Raw genomic sequence first — 18,146 nt, 5'->3', positions numbered from 1 at the left:
CCCCCGAAGAGGCACCCGCGTCACCCCCGACCCCGACCCTGCCGTGGTTCACCCCGGACTCCGGTCCGGGTCCGGCGGGCCGGCTCTCCGCACCGCACGACGACCGTCCGACGAGTCCCACGACGAGTCCCACGACGAAGGGAATGACGTGAGCGAGCGCGAGAGAGCCGTACCCCGCGGGAGGAGGAGAGCGGCGGTCGCCGCCGTCGCCGTACTGGCGGGCGGGTCCGCCGTCCTCCTCGGCCCGGCCGCCCTCCAAGCGCAGGCCGCCGAGGTGTCCTACGCCACCCGCTGCATACCGCCCGCCGGCATCGGCCTGCCCGACGTCAACGGCACCACCAAGGTCGAGATCACCGCGCCGGCCACGGCGAAGGTCGGCGACACCGTCGACCTCGTCTGGAAGTTCACCCAGGCCGCCTCGAAGAACCCCGACATCATCGACCTGCCCGCCAACTCGGTCCAGCCGTCCGGCACCCTCAAGGCGGCCGGCGCGCAGACCGCGAGCGTCGCGATGCAGGGACCCCGCGAGAACCCGGCCATCCCCAAGGGCGGCGCGATGGTCCTGTCCGCGATGAAGGGCACCCTCAAGCTGACGGCGGCGGGGCAGGTCACGCTGACCCCGGACGCCTACGTCGTCAACGCGATGTCGACGGACACCAAGTGCGCGCCGACCGAGCCGGTGGGGCCGGCCGCGACCATCACGGTGACGGCCGGGGGCTCCTCCAGCGGCTCGCCGGACCCGTCGCAGTCCCCGCCTCCGTCGCCATCCCCACCCCAGTCGTCCCCGCCGCCGTCCGCCTCACCCTCACCGTCCTCCTCCTCGTCGTCCGGGGGCGGCGGGCAGACCGACTTCACGGGCAAGGTCGTCGACGTCCCCTACACCTGCGCCTCGCCCATCGGTGAGAAGAAGGCGACCTCGCCGGTGCAGATCAACGCGAAGAAGAACGGCGGCGGCTACGACCTCACCGTGCAGTTCAAGAAGTCGGTGATGGACAGCCCGATCGACATCCCCGCCGACTCGGTGAAGCCGTCGATGCGGATCGTCCTCGGCGGCGCGGACCAGGGCGCGGTGAAGGTGACCGGGCCGACGAACAAGGCGGCCATCAAGTCGGGCGCCCCGATCGAGATCCCCGACCTGACGGGCACGTACAAGCCGGGCGCGACCGGCACCTCCACCCTCGCTCCGGGAGTCCTCACCATCGAGGCCCTCGGTACGACCACCACCTGCACCCCCGACAGGTCGGCGGTCTCCCTCACCCTGGACACCGCCGAGCAGGCGAGCGGCGCCTCCGGCGGCGGCAACGGCTCCGGCTCCTCCTCGTCCTCCTCCGGCGGCGGTACGTCGACGGGCGGCGGCCTCGCCGAGACGGGCGCCGGCGACCACGGCGCCCTGAAGGCACTCGGTCTTCTCGCGGGCACGGCGGTGCTGCTGGGCGGCGCGGTGTTCACGTACCTGCCGGGGCGCCGGCGGACCCGCTGAACGCGCGCGGGGCCGCCGCGACAGCTTGTCGCGGCGGCCCCGCGGGAACCGTGGGGGGAGGGGACGTCAGCGGACGTCGCCCATGAGTTCCTTGACGCGCTTGCGGTACATCCACACCGCGAAACCGGCGACCACCGCGAGCGTGGCCTCCATGGCGACGATGCCGTTCTTGTTCAGGTCGACGCCGGCGATGGAGAGCAGGCCGGTCGTGGCGTCACCGGCGGTGACGGCCAGGAACCAGACGCCCATCATCTGCGAGGCGTACTTCGCGGGCGCCATCTTCGTGGTGACCGACAGGCCGACGGGGGAGAGCAGCAGCTCACCGACGGTCTGGACGAAGTAGATCGCCACCAGCCACATCGCGGCCGCCTTGTGACCGCCGTCGGCGATCGACAGCGGGGCGAGGAAGAGGAAGAAGGACGCGCCGACCAGGACCAGACCCGAGGCGAACTTCACGATCGTGCTCGGCTCCTTGCCGCGCTTGTTCAGCGCGAGCCAGAACCAGGCGAAGACCGGGGCCATGGCCATGATGAGGACCGGGTTGACCGACTGGTACCAGGAGACCGGGAACTCCCAGCCGAGGACGGTGTTGTCGGCGGAGGAGTCGGCGAAGATCGACAGGGTCGAGCCGCCCTGGTCGTAGATCATCCAGAACACGGCGGCGGCGACGAAGAACCAGATGTACGCGGACATCTTCGACTGCTCGGGGCGGTCGAGCTCCTTGTCCCGCTTGATGTTGACCAGCACCATCACCGGGATGATCACGCCGAGCAGGGTCAGCGGGACCAGGATCCAGTTCAGCGTGTAGTGGCCGGAGAAGCCGACGATCGCGTAGGCCACGACGGCGATGCCGGCCCAGACGGCGGCCTTGCGCAGCGTGCCGGCCTTCTCCTCCGCGGACAGCGGCTTCGGTACGACGCTGGAGCGGGCGGCCAGGTGGCGGCTGCCGAGCAGGAACTGGACCAGGCCCAGCGCCATGCCGAGCGCGGCGAGCGCGAAGCCGAAGTGCCAGTTCACGTTCTCGCCGATGGTGCCGATGATCAGCGGCGCGGCGAAGGCACCGAGGTTGATGCCCATGTAGAAGACGGTGAAGCCGCCGTCGCGGCGCGGGTCGTCCGGGCCGTCGTACAGGTGGCCGACCATCGTGGAGATGTTGGCCTTCAGCAGACCGGAGCCGATCGCGACCAGGCCGAGGCCGGCGTAGAAGGTCCCCGAGGACGGCAGGGCCAGCGTGAGGTGGCCCAGCATGATCACCGCACCGGCGACGGCGACGGTCTTGCGCGGACCCCAGACGCGGTCGCCGAACCAGCCGCCGGGCATGGCGAGCAGGTACACCAGCGACACGTACACCGAGTAGATCGCGGTCGCGGTGCCCGCGTTCAGGTTCAGGCCGCCCGGAGCGACCAGGTACAGCGGGAGGAGAGCCCTCATGCCGTAGTAGGAGAACCTCTCCCACATCTCGGTCATGAAGAGAGTGGCCAGTCCGCGGGGGTGGCCGAAGAAGGTCGTCCCGGTTCCGGGTGTGCCCGGACGGACCGGGTCCTTCGTCAGGCTGGACGCCATGGTCGTTCCTTGCTGGTCGGGACGCGCGGGGGAGCGTGCGCGCCCGGTTGGGGCGGCCGGCACCGGCTTGATCGGCCCGTCCACCCACGCCCATGGGGAAGCCGCTCCGGGTCACGGAACGGCGGACGGCGACCACCGGGATCCACGCCCCGCGAGTGGGGGCCCGGCCACAGGTCATTCCTTTCGAAGGCCGGCGGAGAGCCGGCCCGCACACAAAAGAGACCCTCAGCGCCAAGTCGAGCGCCGAAGGTCCCTGCGTGCTACAGGCGTTCTTTCACCATACGGCAGGACAGAACCGGATATGGAAGGACTTGAGGCACAGATCACAGGCCGAAGTCGAACCGCGGTGAGCTTTCCAAGGTCCATACCAGGATGACATCCCGCGACCCCAGGTCCGTACCAGGGGCGGTGGAGTTGCTGCGGGCGAGTTGTCCGTCATGTCCCGGGTAAGAGTCCGGGTGCGGCATCACACCACTGGCCTTGCCCCGCGCGGACTACCATCGCCTCATGACCCGTGTACTGCTCGCCGAGGACGATGCGTCCATCTCGGAGCCGCTGGCCCGCGCACTGCGCCGGGAAGGCTACGAGGTCGAGGTGCGTGAAGACGGACCCACCGCACTCGACGCCGGAATGCAGGGCGGGATCGACCTCGTCGTGCTGGACCTCGGGCTCCCCGGCATGGACGGCCTGGAGGTGGCCCGCCGGCTGCGCTCCGACGGCCAAGCCATCCCCATCCTGATCCTCACCGCCCGCGCCGACGAGGTCGACACCGTCGTCGGACTCGACGCGGGCGCCGACGACTACGTCACCAAGCCCTTCCGGCTCGCCGAACTCCTCGCCCGCGTCCGGGCCCTGCTGCGGCGCGGCGCCTCCGAACCCCAGCAGCCGCCCGCCACCCACGGCGTCCGCATCGACGTCGAGTCGCACCGCGCCTGGATGGGCGAGGAGGAGCTCCAGCTCACGGCAAAGGAGTTCGACCTCCTCCGGGTCCTCGTGCGCGACGCCGGACGGGTGGTCACCCGCGACCAGCTGATGCGGGAGGTCTGGGACACCACCTGGTGGTCGTCGACCAAGACCCTCGACATGCACATCTCATGGCTGCGGAAGAAGCTGGGCGACGACGCGGCGAACCCCCGCTACATCGCCACGGTGCGCGGCGTGGGCTTCCGCTTCGAGAAGAGCTGAACGCTGCGCGGGACGTGCGGTACGGATCCTGCAGGTGCGGGTACCGCAGTCGCGGGTGCGGTACCGATCCCGCGGGTGCGATACCGGTCCCGCGGGCGTCCGAGGGCGGTCGCCGTCGGAGTGGGCCGTCCGAGGGCGGTCGTCCGTCGAGCGGTCCGTCCGCCGGTCGCCCGTCGAGTGGGCCGGAGAGGGTCCGCCGCGTCACGTAAGTCACCTGCCCGGAGGGCCCTGTGCGTCGCCGTCTGATTCAGTCCACGCTGTCCGTCGTGCTGGTCGTGATCGCCGTGTTCGGGGTCTCCCTCGTCCTCGTCGAGACCCGCACCATCAGCAACAGCGCGCAGGAACGCGTGGAGCTGGAGGCGGCCCGGCTGGCCAGCATCGTGGACAGCAGGCTCCTCGGCGCCGGGACCGTCGACGCCGACATGCTGCGGGACCAGCTCACGAACGAGCGGTACGCGGTGGTCCGGATCCCCGGCAAGCCGGTCATCTCCGTCGGGAGCCGCCCCGAGGGTGAGGTGATCCGGGGCAGGGCCACCGGCGAGGAGGGCGAGACCGTCGTCGTGGAGGAACCCCGCTCCTCCGTGACCCGCGAGGTGGGCCGCACCCTGCTCATCATCGGCCTGGTGGCGCTGCTCGCCGTGATCGCGGCCGTCCTCCTGGCCATCCGCCAGGCCAACCGGCTCTCCTCCCCGCTCACCGACCTCGCCGAGACCGCCGAACGCCTCGGCTCCGGCGACCCCCGCCCCCGCCACAAGCGGTACGGCGTCCCGGAGCTGGACCGGGTCGCCGACGTGCTGGACTCCTCCGCAGAGCGCATCGCCCGCATGCTCACCGCGGAACGCCGGCTCGCCGCCGACGCCTCCCACCAGCTGCGCACCCCTCTCACCGCGCTGTCCATGCGCCTGGAGGAGATCACCCTCACCGACGACCTGGACACGGTGAAGGAGGAGGCCACCATCGCGCTGACCCAGGTCGAACGCCTCACCGACGTGGTCCAGCGCCTGCTGACGAACTCCCGCGACCCGCGCACCGGCTCCGCCGTCACCTTCGACCTCGACGAGGTGATCCAGCAGCAGCTCGCCGAGTGGCGCCCGGCCTACCGCGGGGTGGGCCGCGCCATCGTCAGCTCGGGCAAACGCCATCTCCAGGCGGTGGGCACCCCCGGCGCGGTGGCGCAGGTGCTGGCGGCCCTGATCGAGAACTCGCTGATGCACGGAGGCGGCACGGTCGCCCTGCGCACCCGCGTCACCGGCAACCAGGCCGTGATCGAGGTCACCGACGAGGGCCCCGGCGTCCCCGCCGACCTCGGCGCCCGCATCTTCGAGCGCACGATCAGCGGCCGGAACTCCACGGGAATCGGCCTGGCGGTGGCCCGTGACCTCGCCGAAGCGGACGGTGGCCGTCTGGAGATGCTCCAGACCAAGCCCCCCGTCTTCGGCCTGTTCCTGTCGACGACGCCCCCGGACAGGAAACACCGCCCGGACCCGGAACCCACGGTCAGATGAACAACCCGTCCGGGGCCACCCCCTCCGGGGGAGTTCGAGGACGACCCTCAGCCCACCCGCTGCTCGGCAGCGGAAGCCGCCTCAGCCCCCTGTGACTCCACAGCCCCCCGCAGGGGAATCGCCTTGAACACCCACGTCCGATACGACCAGAACCGGAACAGCGTGGCGACCCCGATGCCGAGGAACTTGAACACGTTGCTCTGCAGCGGACTGTCCCACCCGAACCCGTACGTCGCCAGGAACAGCAACCCGTTCTCGATGACCAGCCCCACCATGCTGAACAGCAGGAACAGCGTCATCTCCTTGGTGCGCCCACCCTTGTCCCGGTCCCGGTAGGTGAAGTACCGGAACCCGACGTAGTTGAAGGCGATGGCGACGACGGTGGCGATGACGCTCGCCCGCACCACCTGAAGATCGGTGACGTGCCGGAGGAAGTTGAAGACGCCGAGGTTGACCAGCAGTCCCGCCCCGCCCACCGCGCCGAATTTGGCCAGCTCACGGGCGAGTCTGCGCAGGCGGCCTTCCCCCGAGGAACCAGAGGAACCATGTGCCATGGTCGTACAGGCCCCCGTCCGGGCGTCGGTTTCGTCAACCCAGCCATGCTAACCACCCCCCTCGCAGGATTCCTGCCCGACCGCCTCCCCACTGGGCGAGAACCGCGGAAGAGGCGCGGCAGAACCGCGGAAGGGGGGCGGAACAGGCGCGGAACAGGCGCGGCGAGGGCTCGGAATCCGGCCGGTGAATGTGGCCGATACCCTAGGGGCGTGACGTTCCCGGTAGTCGGCATGGTCGGCGGGGGCCAGCTCGCTCGTATGACACACGAGGCGGGCATCCCGTTGGGCATCAGGTTCAAGCTCCTCAGTGACACTCCCCAGGATTCCGCGGCCCAGGTGGTCAGCGATGTCGTCGTCGGCGACTATCGCGACCTGGACACGCTGCGCGAGTTCGCGCGGGGCTGTGACGTGATCACCTTCGATCACGAACACGTCCCCACCGAGCACCTCAGGGCCCTGGAGGCGGACGGCATCCCCGTCCGCCCGGGACCCGACGCGCTCGTGCACGCCCAGGACAAGGGCGTGATGCGCGCGAAACTCGACGCGATCGGCATCCCCTGCCCACGGCACCGCATCGTGGCCGACCCGGCGGACGTCGCCGCGTTCGCCGCGGAGGGCGAGGGATTCCCCGTCGTCCTCAAGACGGTCCGCGGCGGCTACGACGGCAAGGGCGTCTGGGTCGTCGGAAGCGAGGCCGAGGCCGACGCACCCTTCCGCGCGGGCGTGCCCGTCCTCGCCGAGGAGAAGGTCGACTACGTCCGCGAGCTGGCCGCGAACGTCGTACGGTCCCCGCACGGCCAGGCCGTCGCCTACCCGGTGGTCGAGTCCCAGCAGGTCGACGGCGTCTGCGACACGGTCATCGCGCCCGCCCCCGGCCTCGACCAGGGCCTGGCCCTGAAGGCCGAGGAGATGGCGCTGACCATCGCCAAGGAGCTGGGCGTCGTCGGTCACCTCGCGGTGGAGCTGTTCGAGACCCGCGACGGCCGCATCCTCGTCAACGAGCTGGCGATGCGCCCGCACAACTCGGGCCACTGGTCGATGGACGGCGCGATCACCTCGCAGTTCGCCAACCACGTCCGCGCGGTCCTCGACCTCCCCCTGGGCGACCCGCGCCCGCGCGCCCCATGGACGGTCATGGTCAACGTGCTCGGCGGCGACTACCCGGACATGTACTCCGCGTACCTGCACTGCATGGCCCGCGACCCCCAGCTGAAGATCCACATGTACGGCAAGGACGTGAAGCCCGGCCGCAAGGTCGGCCACGTGAACACCTACGGCGACGACCTCGACGACGTGCTGGAACGCGCCCGTCACGCTGCCGGCTACCTGAGAGGCACGATCACCGAATGAGCCCCGTTGTAGGCATCGTCATGGGGTCGGACTCCGACTGGCCCGTCATGGAGGCCGCCGCCCAGGCCCTCGACGAGTTCGAGATCGCGTACGAGGTCGACGTCGTCTCCGCGCACCGCATGCCGCGCGAGATGATCGCCTACGGCGAGCAGGCCGCGGACCGCGGGCTCAAGGTGATCATCGCGGGCGCGGGCGGCGCCGCCCACCTGCCCGGCATGCTGGCCTCCGTCACCCCGCTGCCCGTCATCGGCGTGCCCGTGCCACTGAAGTACCTCGACGGCATGGACAGCCTGCTGTCGATCGTGCAGATGCCGGCCGGCGTCCCCGTCGCCACCGTCTCGGTCGGCGGCGCCCGCAACGCCGGTCTGCTGGCGGCCCGGATCCTGGCGGCCTCCGACGAGGAGCTCCTCGGCCGGATGCGGGACTTCCAGCAGGAACTGAACGACCAGGCCACCGAGAAGGGCAAGCGCCTGCGCACCAAGACCGGCGGATCGGGCAACAGCTTCGGCTTCGGGAAGTGACACCGGTGACCTCCCTGGAGCAGGCCCGCGAACTGCTGCGCGCCCACCCGGTCGTCGACGGCCACAACGACCTCCCGTGGGCCCTGCGCGAACAGGTCCGCTACGACCTCGACGCCCGTGACATCGCCACCGACCAGCACACCCACCTGCACACCGACATCCCCCGCCTGCGCGCGGGCGGCGTCGGCGCGCAGTTCTGGTCGGTGTACGTCCGCTCGGACCTGCCCGACGCCGTCCCGGCGACGCTGGAGCAGATCGACTGCGTACGGCAGCTGATCGACCGCCACCCCGACGCGCTCAGGGCCGCCCTGACCGCCGCCGACATGGAGGCGGCGCGCGCGGAGGGCCGTATCGCCTCGCTCATGGGTGCGGAGGGCGGCCACTCCATCGCCAACTCGCTGGGCACCCTGCGCGGCCTGTACGCGCTCGGCGTGCGCTACCTCACCCTCACCCACAACGACAACGTGGACTGGGCGGACTCCGCTACCGACGTGCCGAAGGCCGGCGGGCTGACGGCGTTCGGCCGCGAGGTCGTGCGGGAGATGAACCGCGAGGGCATGCTCGTCGACCTCTCGCACGTGGCGGCGACGACCATGCGCGACGCACTGGACGTCTCCACCGCCCCGGTGATCTTCTCCCACTCCTCCTCCCGCGCCGTCTGCGACCACCCGCGCAACATCCCCGACGACGTGCTGGAGCGGCTGCCCGCCAACGGCGGCATCGCCATGGTGACGTTCGTGCCGAAGTTCGTGCTCCAGGCGGCCGTCGACTGGACGGCCGCGGCCGACGAGAACATGCGCGCCCACGGCTTCCACCACCTCGCCGCCACCGCCGAGGCGATGAAGGTCCACCGCGCCTTCGAGGAGTCGAACCCCCGCCCGGTCGCCACCGTGGCCACGGTCGCCGACCACCTCGACCACATGCGCGAGGTCGCCGGCATCGACCACCTCGGCATCGGCGGGGACTACGACGGCACCGCCTTCACCCCCGAGGGCCTCGGCGACGTCTCCGGCTACCCGCACCTCCTCGCCGAACTCCTCGACCGAGGCTGGTCCCACCCCGACCTCGCCAAGCTCACCTGGCAGAACGCGGTCCGAGTCCTGGCCGCCGCGGAGGACGTCTCCCGAGACCTGCGCACCACCCGGCCCCCGTCCAACGCGACGATCGAGTCCCTCGACGGCTGAGCCGCCTGCCACCGAGGGGGCGTGCCGGGCCGTGGAGCGGTGAGCCGGCTCGGCACGACCGACCTGCGGCCGGAGCCCGTACCCCGAACGGCACCTTCCACCGAGAAGCGGCCCGCCCGTCGTGCGACGGTGACCGTACTGCTGATCGACATACGGAGACCGCCATGGCCGACCTCCAGCACGACCTGCACACCACGCCGGAGGTCGGCGAGCCGGCGGACCCGTTCCCCCCGTTCGCGGACGTTCCCGACGCCGCGGTCGCCCCGCTGTCCGACCCGGACGCCGACCCCCTCGACCGCGCGCACACCCTCCTCGCCGCCCACCCCGTCGTCGACGGCCACAACGCCCTGCCCCGCGCACTGCGCCGACTACCCTTCTACGACCTCCAGCTCGGCGAGAGCGGCGTCGGCACCGACCTGCCCCGGCTGCGTGAGGGCCACGTCGGCGCCCTGTTCTGGTCACTGCACCCGCCGGCAGGGCCTGCCTGCGGCACGGCCGTCGCCGCCACCCTGGAACAGGTCGACCTCGTCCGGTCGGTGATCCGCGCCCACCCCGAAGGCCTGCGCCCCGCACGCGGCGCCGGCCAGGTCATCGACGCCCGCAACTGCGGCCGCGTCGCCGTCGTCCTCGGCCCGGCCCCGGCCACCGCCCTCGAGGACTCCCTCGGCATCCTGCGCGTCCTGCACTCCCTCGGCCTGCGCGTCCTCACCCTCGCCGGAACCACCTGGGCCAGCGAGGCCGGGCTCACCCGGTTCGGCGAGGAGGTCGTGCGCGAGATGAACCGCCTCGGCGTGCTCGCCGACCTGTCCGGCGCCTCCGACGCCACGATCGCCCGGACCCTCACCCTCTCCAGGACCCCGGTCCTGTGCACCCGCTCCGCCGCCCGCGCCCTGCGCCCCCACCCCGACAACCTGTCCGACGAACTCCTCGCCGCCCTCGGCACGGCCGGCGGCCTGTGCATGGTGCCGCTGGCCGCCGACCAGACCGGCCCGACCCTCAGGGACGTCGCCGACCACCTCGACCACGTCCGCGAGATCGCCGGACCCGGCTGCGTCGGCCTGTCCGGCACCCACGACTCCGGCGCCGCCCACCCCCAGGACCTCACCGACGCCGCCGGCTACCCGCACCTGATCGCCGAACTCCTCCGCCGAGGCTGGCCGGAGACCGACATCACCCAACTCACCTGGGGAAACATCCAGCGCGTCCTGCGCACCGCGGAGTTCGCCGCCCAGACGGCACAGCAACGCCGTGAGCAGTCGACCGCCACCATCACGGAACTGGACAGGCCTTAGGGCGACACGCCCCGGCGCTCACGAAGAGGCGTTCTCGACCCGGCACAGGCAGAACGGATGCCCCGCCGGGTCGGCGTACACCTGGAAGTCCTTCTTCTCCCGGTCCTCCAGGTCCAGCGGCCGAGCCCCCAGCTCCAGCACACGCGCGTGGGCCGCGTCGAACTCCTCCCAGGTGGCACCCGCGTCCAGGTCCAGGTGGAACTGCTGCGAGTTGCGGTCGGCCCGCGGCCACTCGGGCGGGGTCAGCCCCTCCGCCCGCTGGAAGGCCAGCCGGGGCCCGCCGGGCACCTGGAGGACGTACCAGCCCTCGTCACCCTCCCAGGCCTCGGGAGTGCCGCCGACGACGGCGGCGTAGAACTCGGCGAGGGTGCGCGGGTCGGGGCAGTCGAGCACGACGGAATGCAGACGGACAGCGGGTGCCATACGGCGCCTCCTGGGCCGGGGTGCGACAGACACGACGGACACAACGGATACAGACGGCGAACGAGTGCCCGGACGGGCCACCGCCCTAACCCACAGGGTCCTCCCGGACGTCACCCACAGGGAGTTCACACGTCACGCGCCGCCCCCGTGCGGCAGAATGCGGGAAGACGCCGGTTCGGCCGACTGAGCCTCGGCCGAACCGGCGTCACCCGCCTCAGCCGCCCCACCCGCGTGGCCGGTGCCTCAGGCGGTCGGGCGGCCCATCGCCCGGTACGTCCAGCCGGCCTTGCGCCACAGCACCGGGTCGAGCGCGTTGCGTCCGTCCAGGATCAGCCGGGCCGTCGCGACCTCGCCGAGCGCCGCCGGGTCCAGCTCCCGGAACTCCCGCCACTCGGTCAGGTGCAGAACGACATCGGCGCCCCGCACGGCGTCCAGGGCCGTGTCGGCGTAGCCCAGCGTCGGGAAGACCCGGCGGGCGTTGTCCATGCCCTTCGGGTCGTAGACCGTCACCTGCCCGCCCTGGAGGTGGATCTGCCCGGCGACGTTCAGCGCAGGCGAGTCCCGCACGTCGTCCGAGTCCGGCTTGAAGGTCGCGCCGAGCACGGCGACCCGCTTGCCGAGGAAGGAACCGCCGCCCAGCGCCTGCCGCGCCAGCTCCACCATCTGCCCGCGCTGGCGCATGTTGATCGAGTCGATCTCGCGCAGGAACGTCAGCGCCTGGTCCGCGCCCAGCTCACCGGCCCGCGCCATGAACGCCCGGATGTCCTTCGGCAGACACCCGCCGCCGAAGCCGATCCCGGCCCGCAGGTACCTCTTGCCGATCCGGTCGTCGTACCCGATGGCCTCCGCCAGCTTCGCCACATCGCCGCCGGAGGCCTCGCAGACCTCGGCCATCGCGTTGATGAAGGAGATCTTGGTGGCGAGGAAGGAGTTCGCGGAGGTCTTCACCAGCTCCGCCGTCGGGAAGTCGGTGACGACGAACGGAGAGCCCTCCCCGACCGGCCCCGCGTACACCTCCCGCAGGGTCCGCTCGGCCCGCTCGCTGCGCACGCCGACGACGATCCGGTCCGGGTGCAGGGTGTCCTGCACGGCGAAGCCCTCCCGCAGGAACTCCGGGTTCCACGCCAGCTCCGCCTCCTCGCCCGCCGGCGCCAGCTCGGTGATCGTGCGGGCCAGCCGGTCAGCGGAGCCCACCGGCACCGTCGACTTGCCCACCACCAGCGCGGGCCGCTCCAGATGCGGGGCGAGCGAGGCGATCGCGGACTCGACGTACGACATGTCGCAGGCGTACTCGCCGCGCTTCTGCGGAGTGTTCACACAGACGAAGTGGACGTCACCGAAGGCGCCCACCTCCGCCCAGTCCTGGGTGAAACGCAGCCGCCCGCTGGAACCCTCGAACCCGGCGACGTGCCGGCGCAGCAGCTCCTCCAGGCCCGGCTCGTACATCGGGGTCTCGCCCCGCTCCAGCATCTCGATCTTCTCGCGCACGACATCGAGCGCGAGCACCTCGAAGCCCAGCTCGGCCATGGCCGCGGCATGCGTGGCACCGAGATAACCGGTACCGATCACGGTGATCTTGAGGGCCATGCGTGCTCCTGAACTGGGCGGGGCGGGACCGGATGCGCGCAACGAGCATAGTCGGGGCGTACGCGGGCCCCTCACCGGGCAGTTCACCGGTGCGGTCCCCCTGTCGCCAAGCTCACGTATCACTCGCGTGAGCAGGCCTCTAAAATTTGAGTTACTTAACGGTAATTAGCGAGATCACGAGATCACACCCAGCGTTCTTGGAGCGTGAGAGACCTTGGCCGGATCGGCTGACTTCGACCTGTACCGCCCGTCCGAGGAGCACGACATGCTCCGGGACGCCATCCGCTCACTGGCCGAGGCGAAGATCGCGCCGTACGCCGCAGCGGTCGACGAGGAGGCCCGCTTCCCTCAGGAGGCCCTCGACGCGCTGGTCACCAGCGACCTGCACGCGGTGCACGTTCCCGAGGAGTACGGCGGCGCCGGCGCCGACGCGCTCGCCACGGTCATCGTCATCGAGGAGGTGGCCCGCACCTGCGTGTCCTCCTCCCTGATCCCGGCCGTGAACAAGCTCGGCTCGCTCCCGGTGATCCTCTCCGGCTCCGAGGACCTGAAGAAGAAGTACCTGGCGCCGCTCGCCAAGGGCGACGCGATGTTCTCGTACTGCCTCTCCGAGCCTGACGCGGGCTCGGACGCGGCCGGCATGAAGACCCGTGCCGTGCGCGACGGCGACCACTGGATCCTCAACGGCGTGAAGCGCTGGATCACCAACGCGGGCGTCTCCGAGTACTACACCGTGCTCGCCGTCACCGACCCGGAGAAGCGCTCCAAGGGCATCTCGGCGTTCGTCGTGGAGAAGTCCGACCCGGGCGTCTCCTTCGGCGCCCCGGAGAAGAAGCTCGGCATCAAGGGCTCTCCGACCCGAGAGGTCTACTTCGACAACGTTCGCATCCCCGCCGACCGCATGATCGGCGCCGAGGGCACCGGCTTCGCCACCGCGATGAAGACCCTCGACCACACCCGCATCACCATCGCCGCCCAGGCCCTCGGTGTCGCCCAGGGCGCCTTCGACTACGCCAAGGGCTACGTCCAGGAGCGCAAGCAGTTCGGCAAGGCGATCGCCGACTTCCAGGGCATCCAGTTCATGCTGGCCGACATGGCCATGAAGATCGAGGCCGCCCGCCAGCTGACGTACGCCGCGGCGGCGAAGTCCGAGCGCGGCGACAGCGACCTCACCTTCCAGGGCGCGGCGGCCAAGTGCTTCGCCTCGGACGTGGCGATGGAGGTCACCACGGACGCCGTCCAGCTCCTCGGCGGCTACGGTTACACCCGCGACTACCCGGTCGAGCGCATGATGCGCGACGCGAAGATCACGCAGATCTACGAGGGCACGAACCAGGTCCAGCGCATCGTGATGGCGCGCAACCTGCCGTAACGCCTCCGCGCCCTACGACCGTCGCCCCCCGCCCGTTCCCCGGGCAGGGGGCGATCGTCGTTCGCGGAGCGGCTAGCCGAGCAGTGGCCGCAGTGCCCGCTCCAGGTCGGCCGCCGTCCGGAAGTGGACCGCCGTCATGCCGAGGGCCGTGGCCGCCTCGACGTTCTCCAGGGTGTCGTCGACGAACAGGCAGCGCTCGGGGCGTACGCGCGCGCGGGCCGCGCCCAGTTCGAGGATGCGGCGGTCGGGCTTGACGAGGCCGACGCGGGCGCTGCTGACGACCTCGTCGGCCAGCTCCGTCAGGCCCATGGCCTCCAGGTCGCGCTCCAGGCCGAGAGTGGCGTTGGTGACCAGGACCAGCGGTACCCGGACCCGGGCCCGGCGCAGCAGGTCCAGGACCGTCTCGTCGGCCCGGAAGGGCGACTCCAGCAGGGCGGTGCCCAGCGCCCAGCCGGTCTCCTCGTCCACGAGCCCGGTCAGCCCGCGCGCGATGGACGCCACCCACTCCTGCTCGGTGATCCGGCCCAGCAGCAGCGGCCCGTCGACCTCGGGGGAGAACGCCACCTTCTTGGTGGTGCCCTCCGCCAGCCCCGCGACGCGCTCCAGCGACTCCAGGTGGGTGGAGTCGAAGTGCCGGATCACGTTGTCGACGTCACACAGGACCGCGTCGAAGGGCCGTGCGGCGGCGGGCCGGTCAGTCACCCGACACCGTGACCTTCTCGTCGTTCTTCAGCTCGCTCACCAGCTGCTTCACCTTGGCCTTGTCCCAGACGAGGTTGCCGCCGCTGGACCCGGAGATCGGCATGTTCATCGACTTGCCGTCGCCGCCGTTGACGCCCTTCATCGCGAAGAACATCGACCCCAGGTCGTACAGGCCCATGTCCTTGTCGACGATCAGGGTGTCCAGGCCGGCGCCCATGGTCGGGTAGAGCTTGAACGGGTTGAGGACCGTGCCCGGCGTGGCCACCTGGTTGGCGAGGGCCGCGAGGAACTTCTGCTGGTTCTTCGTACGGTCCAGGTCGGAGCCGGCGAGCGCGTACCGGGTGCGGACGAATGCGAGGGACTCCTCGCCGTTCAGGGTCTGCTTGCCCTTCTTGAGGTCCGCGCCGGACTTGGTGTCCTTGATGTCCTGCGGGATGTCGATCTCGACGCCGCCCACCGCGTCCACGATGTTCGCGAAGCCGGCGAAGCCGATCTCCACGTAGTGGTCGATGCGCAGCCCGGTGTTGAACTCGACCGTGCGGACGAGCAGCTCCGGGCCGTCCGTCGCGTACGCGGCGTTCAGCTTGGTGTGCTTGCCCGTGCCCTCGTAACGCTTGCCGGACTCCGAGCCCACGAACGACGGGATCTCCACGTCCGAGTCGCGGGGCAGCGATATCAGCGTGTCGCCGTTGGAGCCGGTGTGCAGGATCATCATCGAGTCCGTGCGCTTGCCGTCGGCGGAGCCGGTGTGCAGCGCCTTCTTCTCCTCGGCGGTCATGCCCTCACGGCTGTCCGAGCCGACGATGAGGAAGTTGGTGCCCTCGCCCGCCTCGGGCCGGTCGATGACCTTGGACAGGTCGACCTCGCGCTTCAGCTTGGAGTCGGCCCAGAAGTACGTCCCGACGGTCGTCACGACCAGGACGCTCACGACACTGATCGCGGTCCACTTGATCCGGCGCCGCCAGTTCGGCGCGGGGCGCGCGGCCTGGGTGCCGTAGCCGCCCGGCCCGTCGGAACCGCCGCCGCCGTAGACCTCGCCCTGGCTGTAACCGCTGTCGTATCCGGTGTTGCGGGCGTTGGTGTAGTCACCGCCGCCGTACCCCTGGCCGTCGACGTACGACGGCTGCGGCGGGACGCCGGCGCCCTGCGGCGGGGCGGCCGGACCGCGGCGGACCTGTCGCATCACGCGCGCGCCCTCGGGCTGTGCGCTCGCGCCGCCGTGTCCGTACCCGGAGCCGCGGTTGTTGTCGGACCATCCCTCGGGCCAGTCATTCATGCGCCCCAGTGTGCAGGGCCCCGCTGCGTCCCATACAGGGGCGTCGAGGAATCAGCGCCCCGCTGTTGCCAACCTGACACAAAGTCCCGGCTTGTCCGCCTCGGCATAAGGTGGAGGACATGACAGACCAGGTCACCTCAGTGGACTCGGACACCTCGGACATCCCGGGTAAGCCGACGTCCGCCTCCCGCACCACGCTCAGCCACATCATGGGCCACAACGACACCAACCTCCTGGGTACGGTGCACGGTGGCGTGATCATGAAACTCGTCGACGACGCGGCGGGCGCGGTGGCCGGACGGCACTCCGGCGGACCGGCCGTCACCGCGTCCATGGACGAGATGGCGTTCCTGGAGCCGGTCCGCGTCGGTGACCTCGTCCATGTGAAGGCCCAGGTCAACTGGACCGGCCGGACCTCCATGGAGGTCGGCGTCCGGGTCCTGGCGGAACGCTGGAACGAGTCGGCGCCGCCCACCCAGGTCGGCTCGGCCTACCTGGTCTTCGCCGCCGTCGACGCCGACGGCAAGCCCCGCCGCGTCCCCCCGGTGCTCCCCGAGACCGACCGCGACCGCCGCCGCTACCAGGAGGCCCAGATCCGCCGCACCCACCGCCTGTCCCGCCGCCGCGCCATCCTGGAACTGCGGGAGCGACGGGTGGCGGAGGGCTTCGACGACTGAGGCGGCGCGGCCCCGGTCCCCGGGTCAGCGGGTTCAGGCGCAGCCGACCTCGTCGCCGCGGACCACGCCGGACTCGCCCCGTTCGGGGTCGTCCGCCCGGACCCTGCGGACCTGGTGGGACTCCGTACCGGCGGTGACCTTCAGCGTGGGTCCGAGGCCGGGGACGGCGCGCAGCTCGCTGCCGGGGAGGGCGGCGGCCAGCGACTTCGCCGAGCGGTCCCAGCGCGGATCGTGGGAGATGACCGTGCGGCGCACCGAGGTGTCGCGGCCGGTGGCCGGCCGGCCGGTCGTACGGAAGCCGGTGGCCCGCAGGGCCGCGTCGACCCGCTTGGCCAGACCGGGCGTGCCGGTGCCGTTCTCCACCTGGACGCGGATCTGCTGCGGGGCCACCTCCACGCGGACGGCCGTGCCGCGGGCAGTGCGTGGTGCGGTGGCGAGGGGCTTGTCGTCGCGCAGGGCCTTGAAGAGGCGCTCGGAGCGGACGGGGTCCCACTTCACGGTCGAGCCGATGCCCTTCACGGCGTACCCCACCCGCCCGATGGGGACGGTCGTGAACTCCGAGGAGGAGGGGGAGAAGGTGCGCATCGCCCGGCCGAGGTCCAGCAGCTCGTCGGTGCCGAAGCCGCGGTCGGCCCGCACCGAGCCCAGCACCGCCCGCGTGACGTCGCGGAACTTCAGCGGGTTCAGCAGGATTCCGGAGGAGGTCGCCCGGTCCACCAGTCCCGCCAGGAACCGCTGCTGGCGCTTCATCCGGCCGAGGTCGGAGGAGGCGTCGGCATGCCGGGAGCGGACGTACTGGAGGGCCTCGCCGCCCCGCAGGGTGTGGCTGCCGGGGGCGAGGTCGAGGCCGGTGTAGGAGTCCTTGAGGCGGCGGTCGGTGCAGATCTTCACGCCGCCGAGGACATCGACGGTCTTCATGAAGCTGGTGAAGTCGACCTCCAGGTAGTGGTCGATCTTCACGTGGGTCATGTGCTCGACGGTCCGCACGGTCAGCTGCGGGCCGCCCTCCGCGTACGCCGCGTTGATCTTGAGGGGGTGGCCGTGGTGTCTCTCACCCGTGGTCCGGTCGGTGTGCGGGGGCGTCTCGGCGTAGGAGTCGCGCGGCAGGCTGACCACGCTCGCCCGGTCCCGGTCCTCGGAGATGTGCACGATCATCAGCGTGTCGGTGCAGTGGCAGGGCGCGCCGCCGAGCCGGTACCGCTGCCGTTCGGCCTCGGTGATCCGGTCGCGGCCGTCGGTGCCGACCATCAGTACGTTCATGCCGTGACCGGCCCGCGGGCGGTTCTTCATGTCCTTGAAGGGGTCGACGCGGGCGATCCCGGAGTCGAGGCTGCTGATCAGGGTGTGGCCGATCCCGGCGGAGGCCAGCACGACGACCGACAGCGTCATGGTCGCCCGCATGGCCCAGCGGGGACGTTTCCTCGGTGCGGGGCGGACCGGCCGGCGCCGCGCGGGGCGCCGGCCGGTCCGCCCCG

At 71.2% G+C, this 18,146-nt stretch carries 16 protein-coding genes; 9 read left to right on the top strand and 7 right to left on the bottom strand.

The window, feature by feature from the left end; genetic code table 11:
- The first annotated feature begins 214 nt into the window (after positions 1-214).
- Positions 215-1,480, top strand: coding sequence for a hypothetical protein (locus BZL64_RS24685; RefSeq protein ID WP_208639507.1), 1,266 nt, complete (start codon positions 215-217; stop codon positions 1,478-1,480).
- A gap of 66 nt (positions 1,481-1,546) precedes the next feature.
- Here the strand turns inward: BZL64_RS24685 and BZL64_RS24680 are convergent, their stop codons facing one another.
- Positions 1,547-3,043, bottom strand: coding sequence for an oligopeptide:H+ symporter (locus tag BZL64_RS24680; RefSeq protein ID WP_086771391.1), 1,497 nt, complete (start codon positions 3,041-3,043; stop codon positions 1,547-1,549).
- A gap of 507 nt (positions 3,044-3,550) precedes the next feature.
- Between BZL64_RS24680 and BZL64_RS24675 the strand changes: the two genes are divergently transcribed.
- A complete protein-coding gene (locus BZL64_RS24675) occupies positions 3,551-4,228 on the top strand; it encodes a response regulator transcription factor (protein WP_086771390.1) in 678 nt (225 codons plus the stop codon).
- Between the two features lie 230 nt (positions 4,229-4,458).
- Positions 4,459-5,733, top strand: a complete 1,275-nt coding sequence (locus BZL64_RS24670) for an ATP-binding protein (RefSeq protein ID WP_086771389.1) — start codon at positions 4,459-4,461, stop codon at positions 5,731-5,733.
- Between the two features lie 47 nt (positions 5,734-5,780).
- On the opposite strand, the gene BZL64_RS24665 is transcribed toward BZL64_RS24670, so the two are convergent.
- The gene (locus tag BZL64_RS24665) at positions 5,781-6,287 is read right to left on the bottom strand and encodes a GtrA family protein (RefSeq protein ID WP_086771388.1); all 507 of its coding nucleotides are present in this window, start codon (positions 6,285-6,287) and stop codon (positions 5,781-5,783) included.
- Between the two features lie 210 nt (positions 6,288-6,497).
- On the opposite strand from BZL64_RS24665, the gene BZL64_RS24660 reads away from it, so the two are divergent.
- The 4 genes from BZL64_RS24660 (at position 6,498) to BZL64_RS24645 (ending at position 10,634) form a co-directional block, all read left to right on the top strand.
- Positions 6,498-7,637 carry a 5-(carboxyamino)imidazole ribonucleotide synthase gene (locus BZL64_RS24660; RefSeq protein WP_086771387.1) on the top strand — a complete coding sequence of 380 codons (1,140 nt, stop codon included), beginning with the start codon at positions 6,498-6,500 and terminating at the stop codon, positions 7,635-7,637.
- Positions 7,634-8,158: a 5-(carboxyamino)imidazole ribonucleotide mutase gene (gene purE, locus BZL64_RS24655; RefSeq protein WP_086771386.1), complete on the top strand. Its 525-nt coding sequence runs from the start codon at positions 7,634-7,636 to the stop codon at positions 8,156-8,158. Before BZL64_RS24660 ends, purE begins: the two co-directional genes overlap by 4 nt.
- A gap of 5 nt (positions 8,159-8,163) precedes the next feature.
- The gene (locus BZL64_RS24650) at positions 8,164-9,342 is read left to right on the top strand and encodes a dipeptidase (protein WP_086771385.1); all 1,179 of its coding nucleotides are present in this window, start codon (positions 8,164-8,166) and stop codon (positions 9,340-9,342) included.
- Positions 9,343-9,506: 164 nt separating this feature from the next.
- Positions 9,507-10,634, top strand: a complete 1,128-nt coding sequence (locus BZL64_RS24645) for a dipeptidase (protein ID WP_086771384.1) — start codon at positions 9,507-9,509, stop codon at positions 10,632-10,634.
- An 18-nt stretch (positions 10,635-10,652) separates the two neighbouring features.
- Here BZL64_RS24645 and BZL64_RS24640 read toward each other — a convergent pair whose 3' ends face one another.
- Both BZL64_RS24640 and BZL64_RS24635 read right to left on the bottom strand, forming a co-directional pair.
- Positions 10,653-11,057, bottom strand: a complete 405-nt coding sequence (locus BZL64_RS24640; RefSeq protein ID WP_086771383.1) for a VOC family protein — start codon at positions 11,055-11,057, stop codon at positions 10,653-10,655.
- A 243-nt stretch (positions 11,058-11,300) separates the two neighbouring features.
- Positions 11,301-12,644, bottom strand: coding sequence for a UDP-glucose dehydrogenase family protein (locus BZL64_RS24635; RefSeq protein WP_086771382.1), 1,344 nt, complete (start codon positions 12,642-12,644; stop codon positions 11,301-11,303).
- Between the two features lie 214 nt (positions 12,645-12,858).
- Here BZL64_RS24635 and BZL64_RS24630 point away from each other — a divergent pair, with 214 nt between their 5' ends.
- Entirely contained in the window at positions 12,859-14,016 is a 1,158-nt protein-coding gene (locus BZL64_RS24630) for an acyl-CoA dehydrogenase (protein WP_086771381.1), read from the top strand.
- Positions 14,017-14,088: 72 nt separating this feature from the next.
- On the opposite strand, the gene BZL64_RS24625 is transcribed toward BZL64_RS24630, so the two are convergent.
- Both BZL64_RS24625 and BZL64_RS24620 read right to left on the bottom strand, forming a co-directional pair.
- Entirely contained in the window at positions 14,089-14,718 is a 630-nt protein-coding gene (locus BZL64_RS24625; RefSeq protein ID WP_086771380.1) for an HAD-IA family hydrolase, read from the bottom strand.
- A complete protein-coding gene (locus BZL64_RS24620) occupies positions 14,711-15,994 on the bottom strand; it encodes an LCP family protein (protein WP_086771379.1) in 1,284 nt (427 codons plus the stop codon). Before BZL64_RS24620 ends, BZL64_RS24625 begins: the two co-directional genes overlap by 8 nt.
- Positions 15,995-16,113: 119 nt before the next feature.
- Here BZL64_RS24620 and BZL64_RS24615 point away from each other — a divergent pair, with 119 nt between their 5' ends.
- A complete protein-coding gene (locus BZL64_RS24615) occupies positions 16,114-16,671 on the top strand; it encodes an acyl-CoA thioesterase (RefSeq protein WP_086771378.1) in 558 nt (185 codons plus the stop codon).
- Positions 16,672-16,704: 33 nt separating this feature from the next.
- Here the strand turns inward: BZL64_RS24615 and BZL64_RS24610 are convergent.
- On the bottom strand, positions 16,705-18,146 hold a 1,442-nt coding region (locus tag BZL64_RS24610; RefSeq protein ID WP_244205475.1), incomplete at its 5' end, for an LCP family protein.

This window comes from Streptomyces bobili (assembly GCF_002154575.1).
Classification (GTDB): Bacteria; Actinomycetota; Actinomycetes; order Streptomycetales; family Streptomycetaceae; genus Streptomyces; species Streptomyces bobili.
Note: the sequence above shows the minus strand (reverse complement) of the source record. Positions and strands in the feature narration are given on the sequence as shown.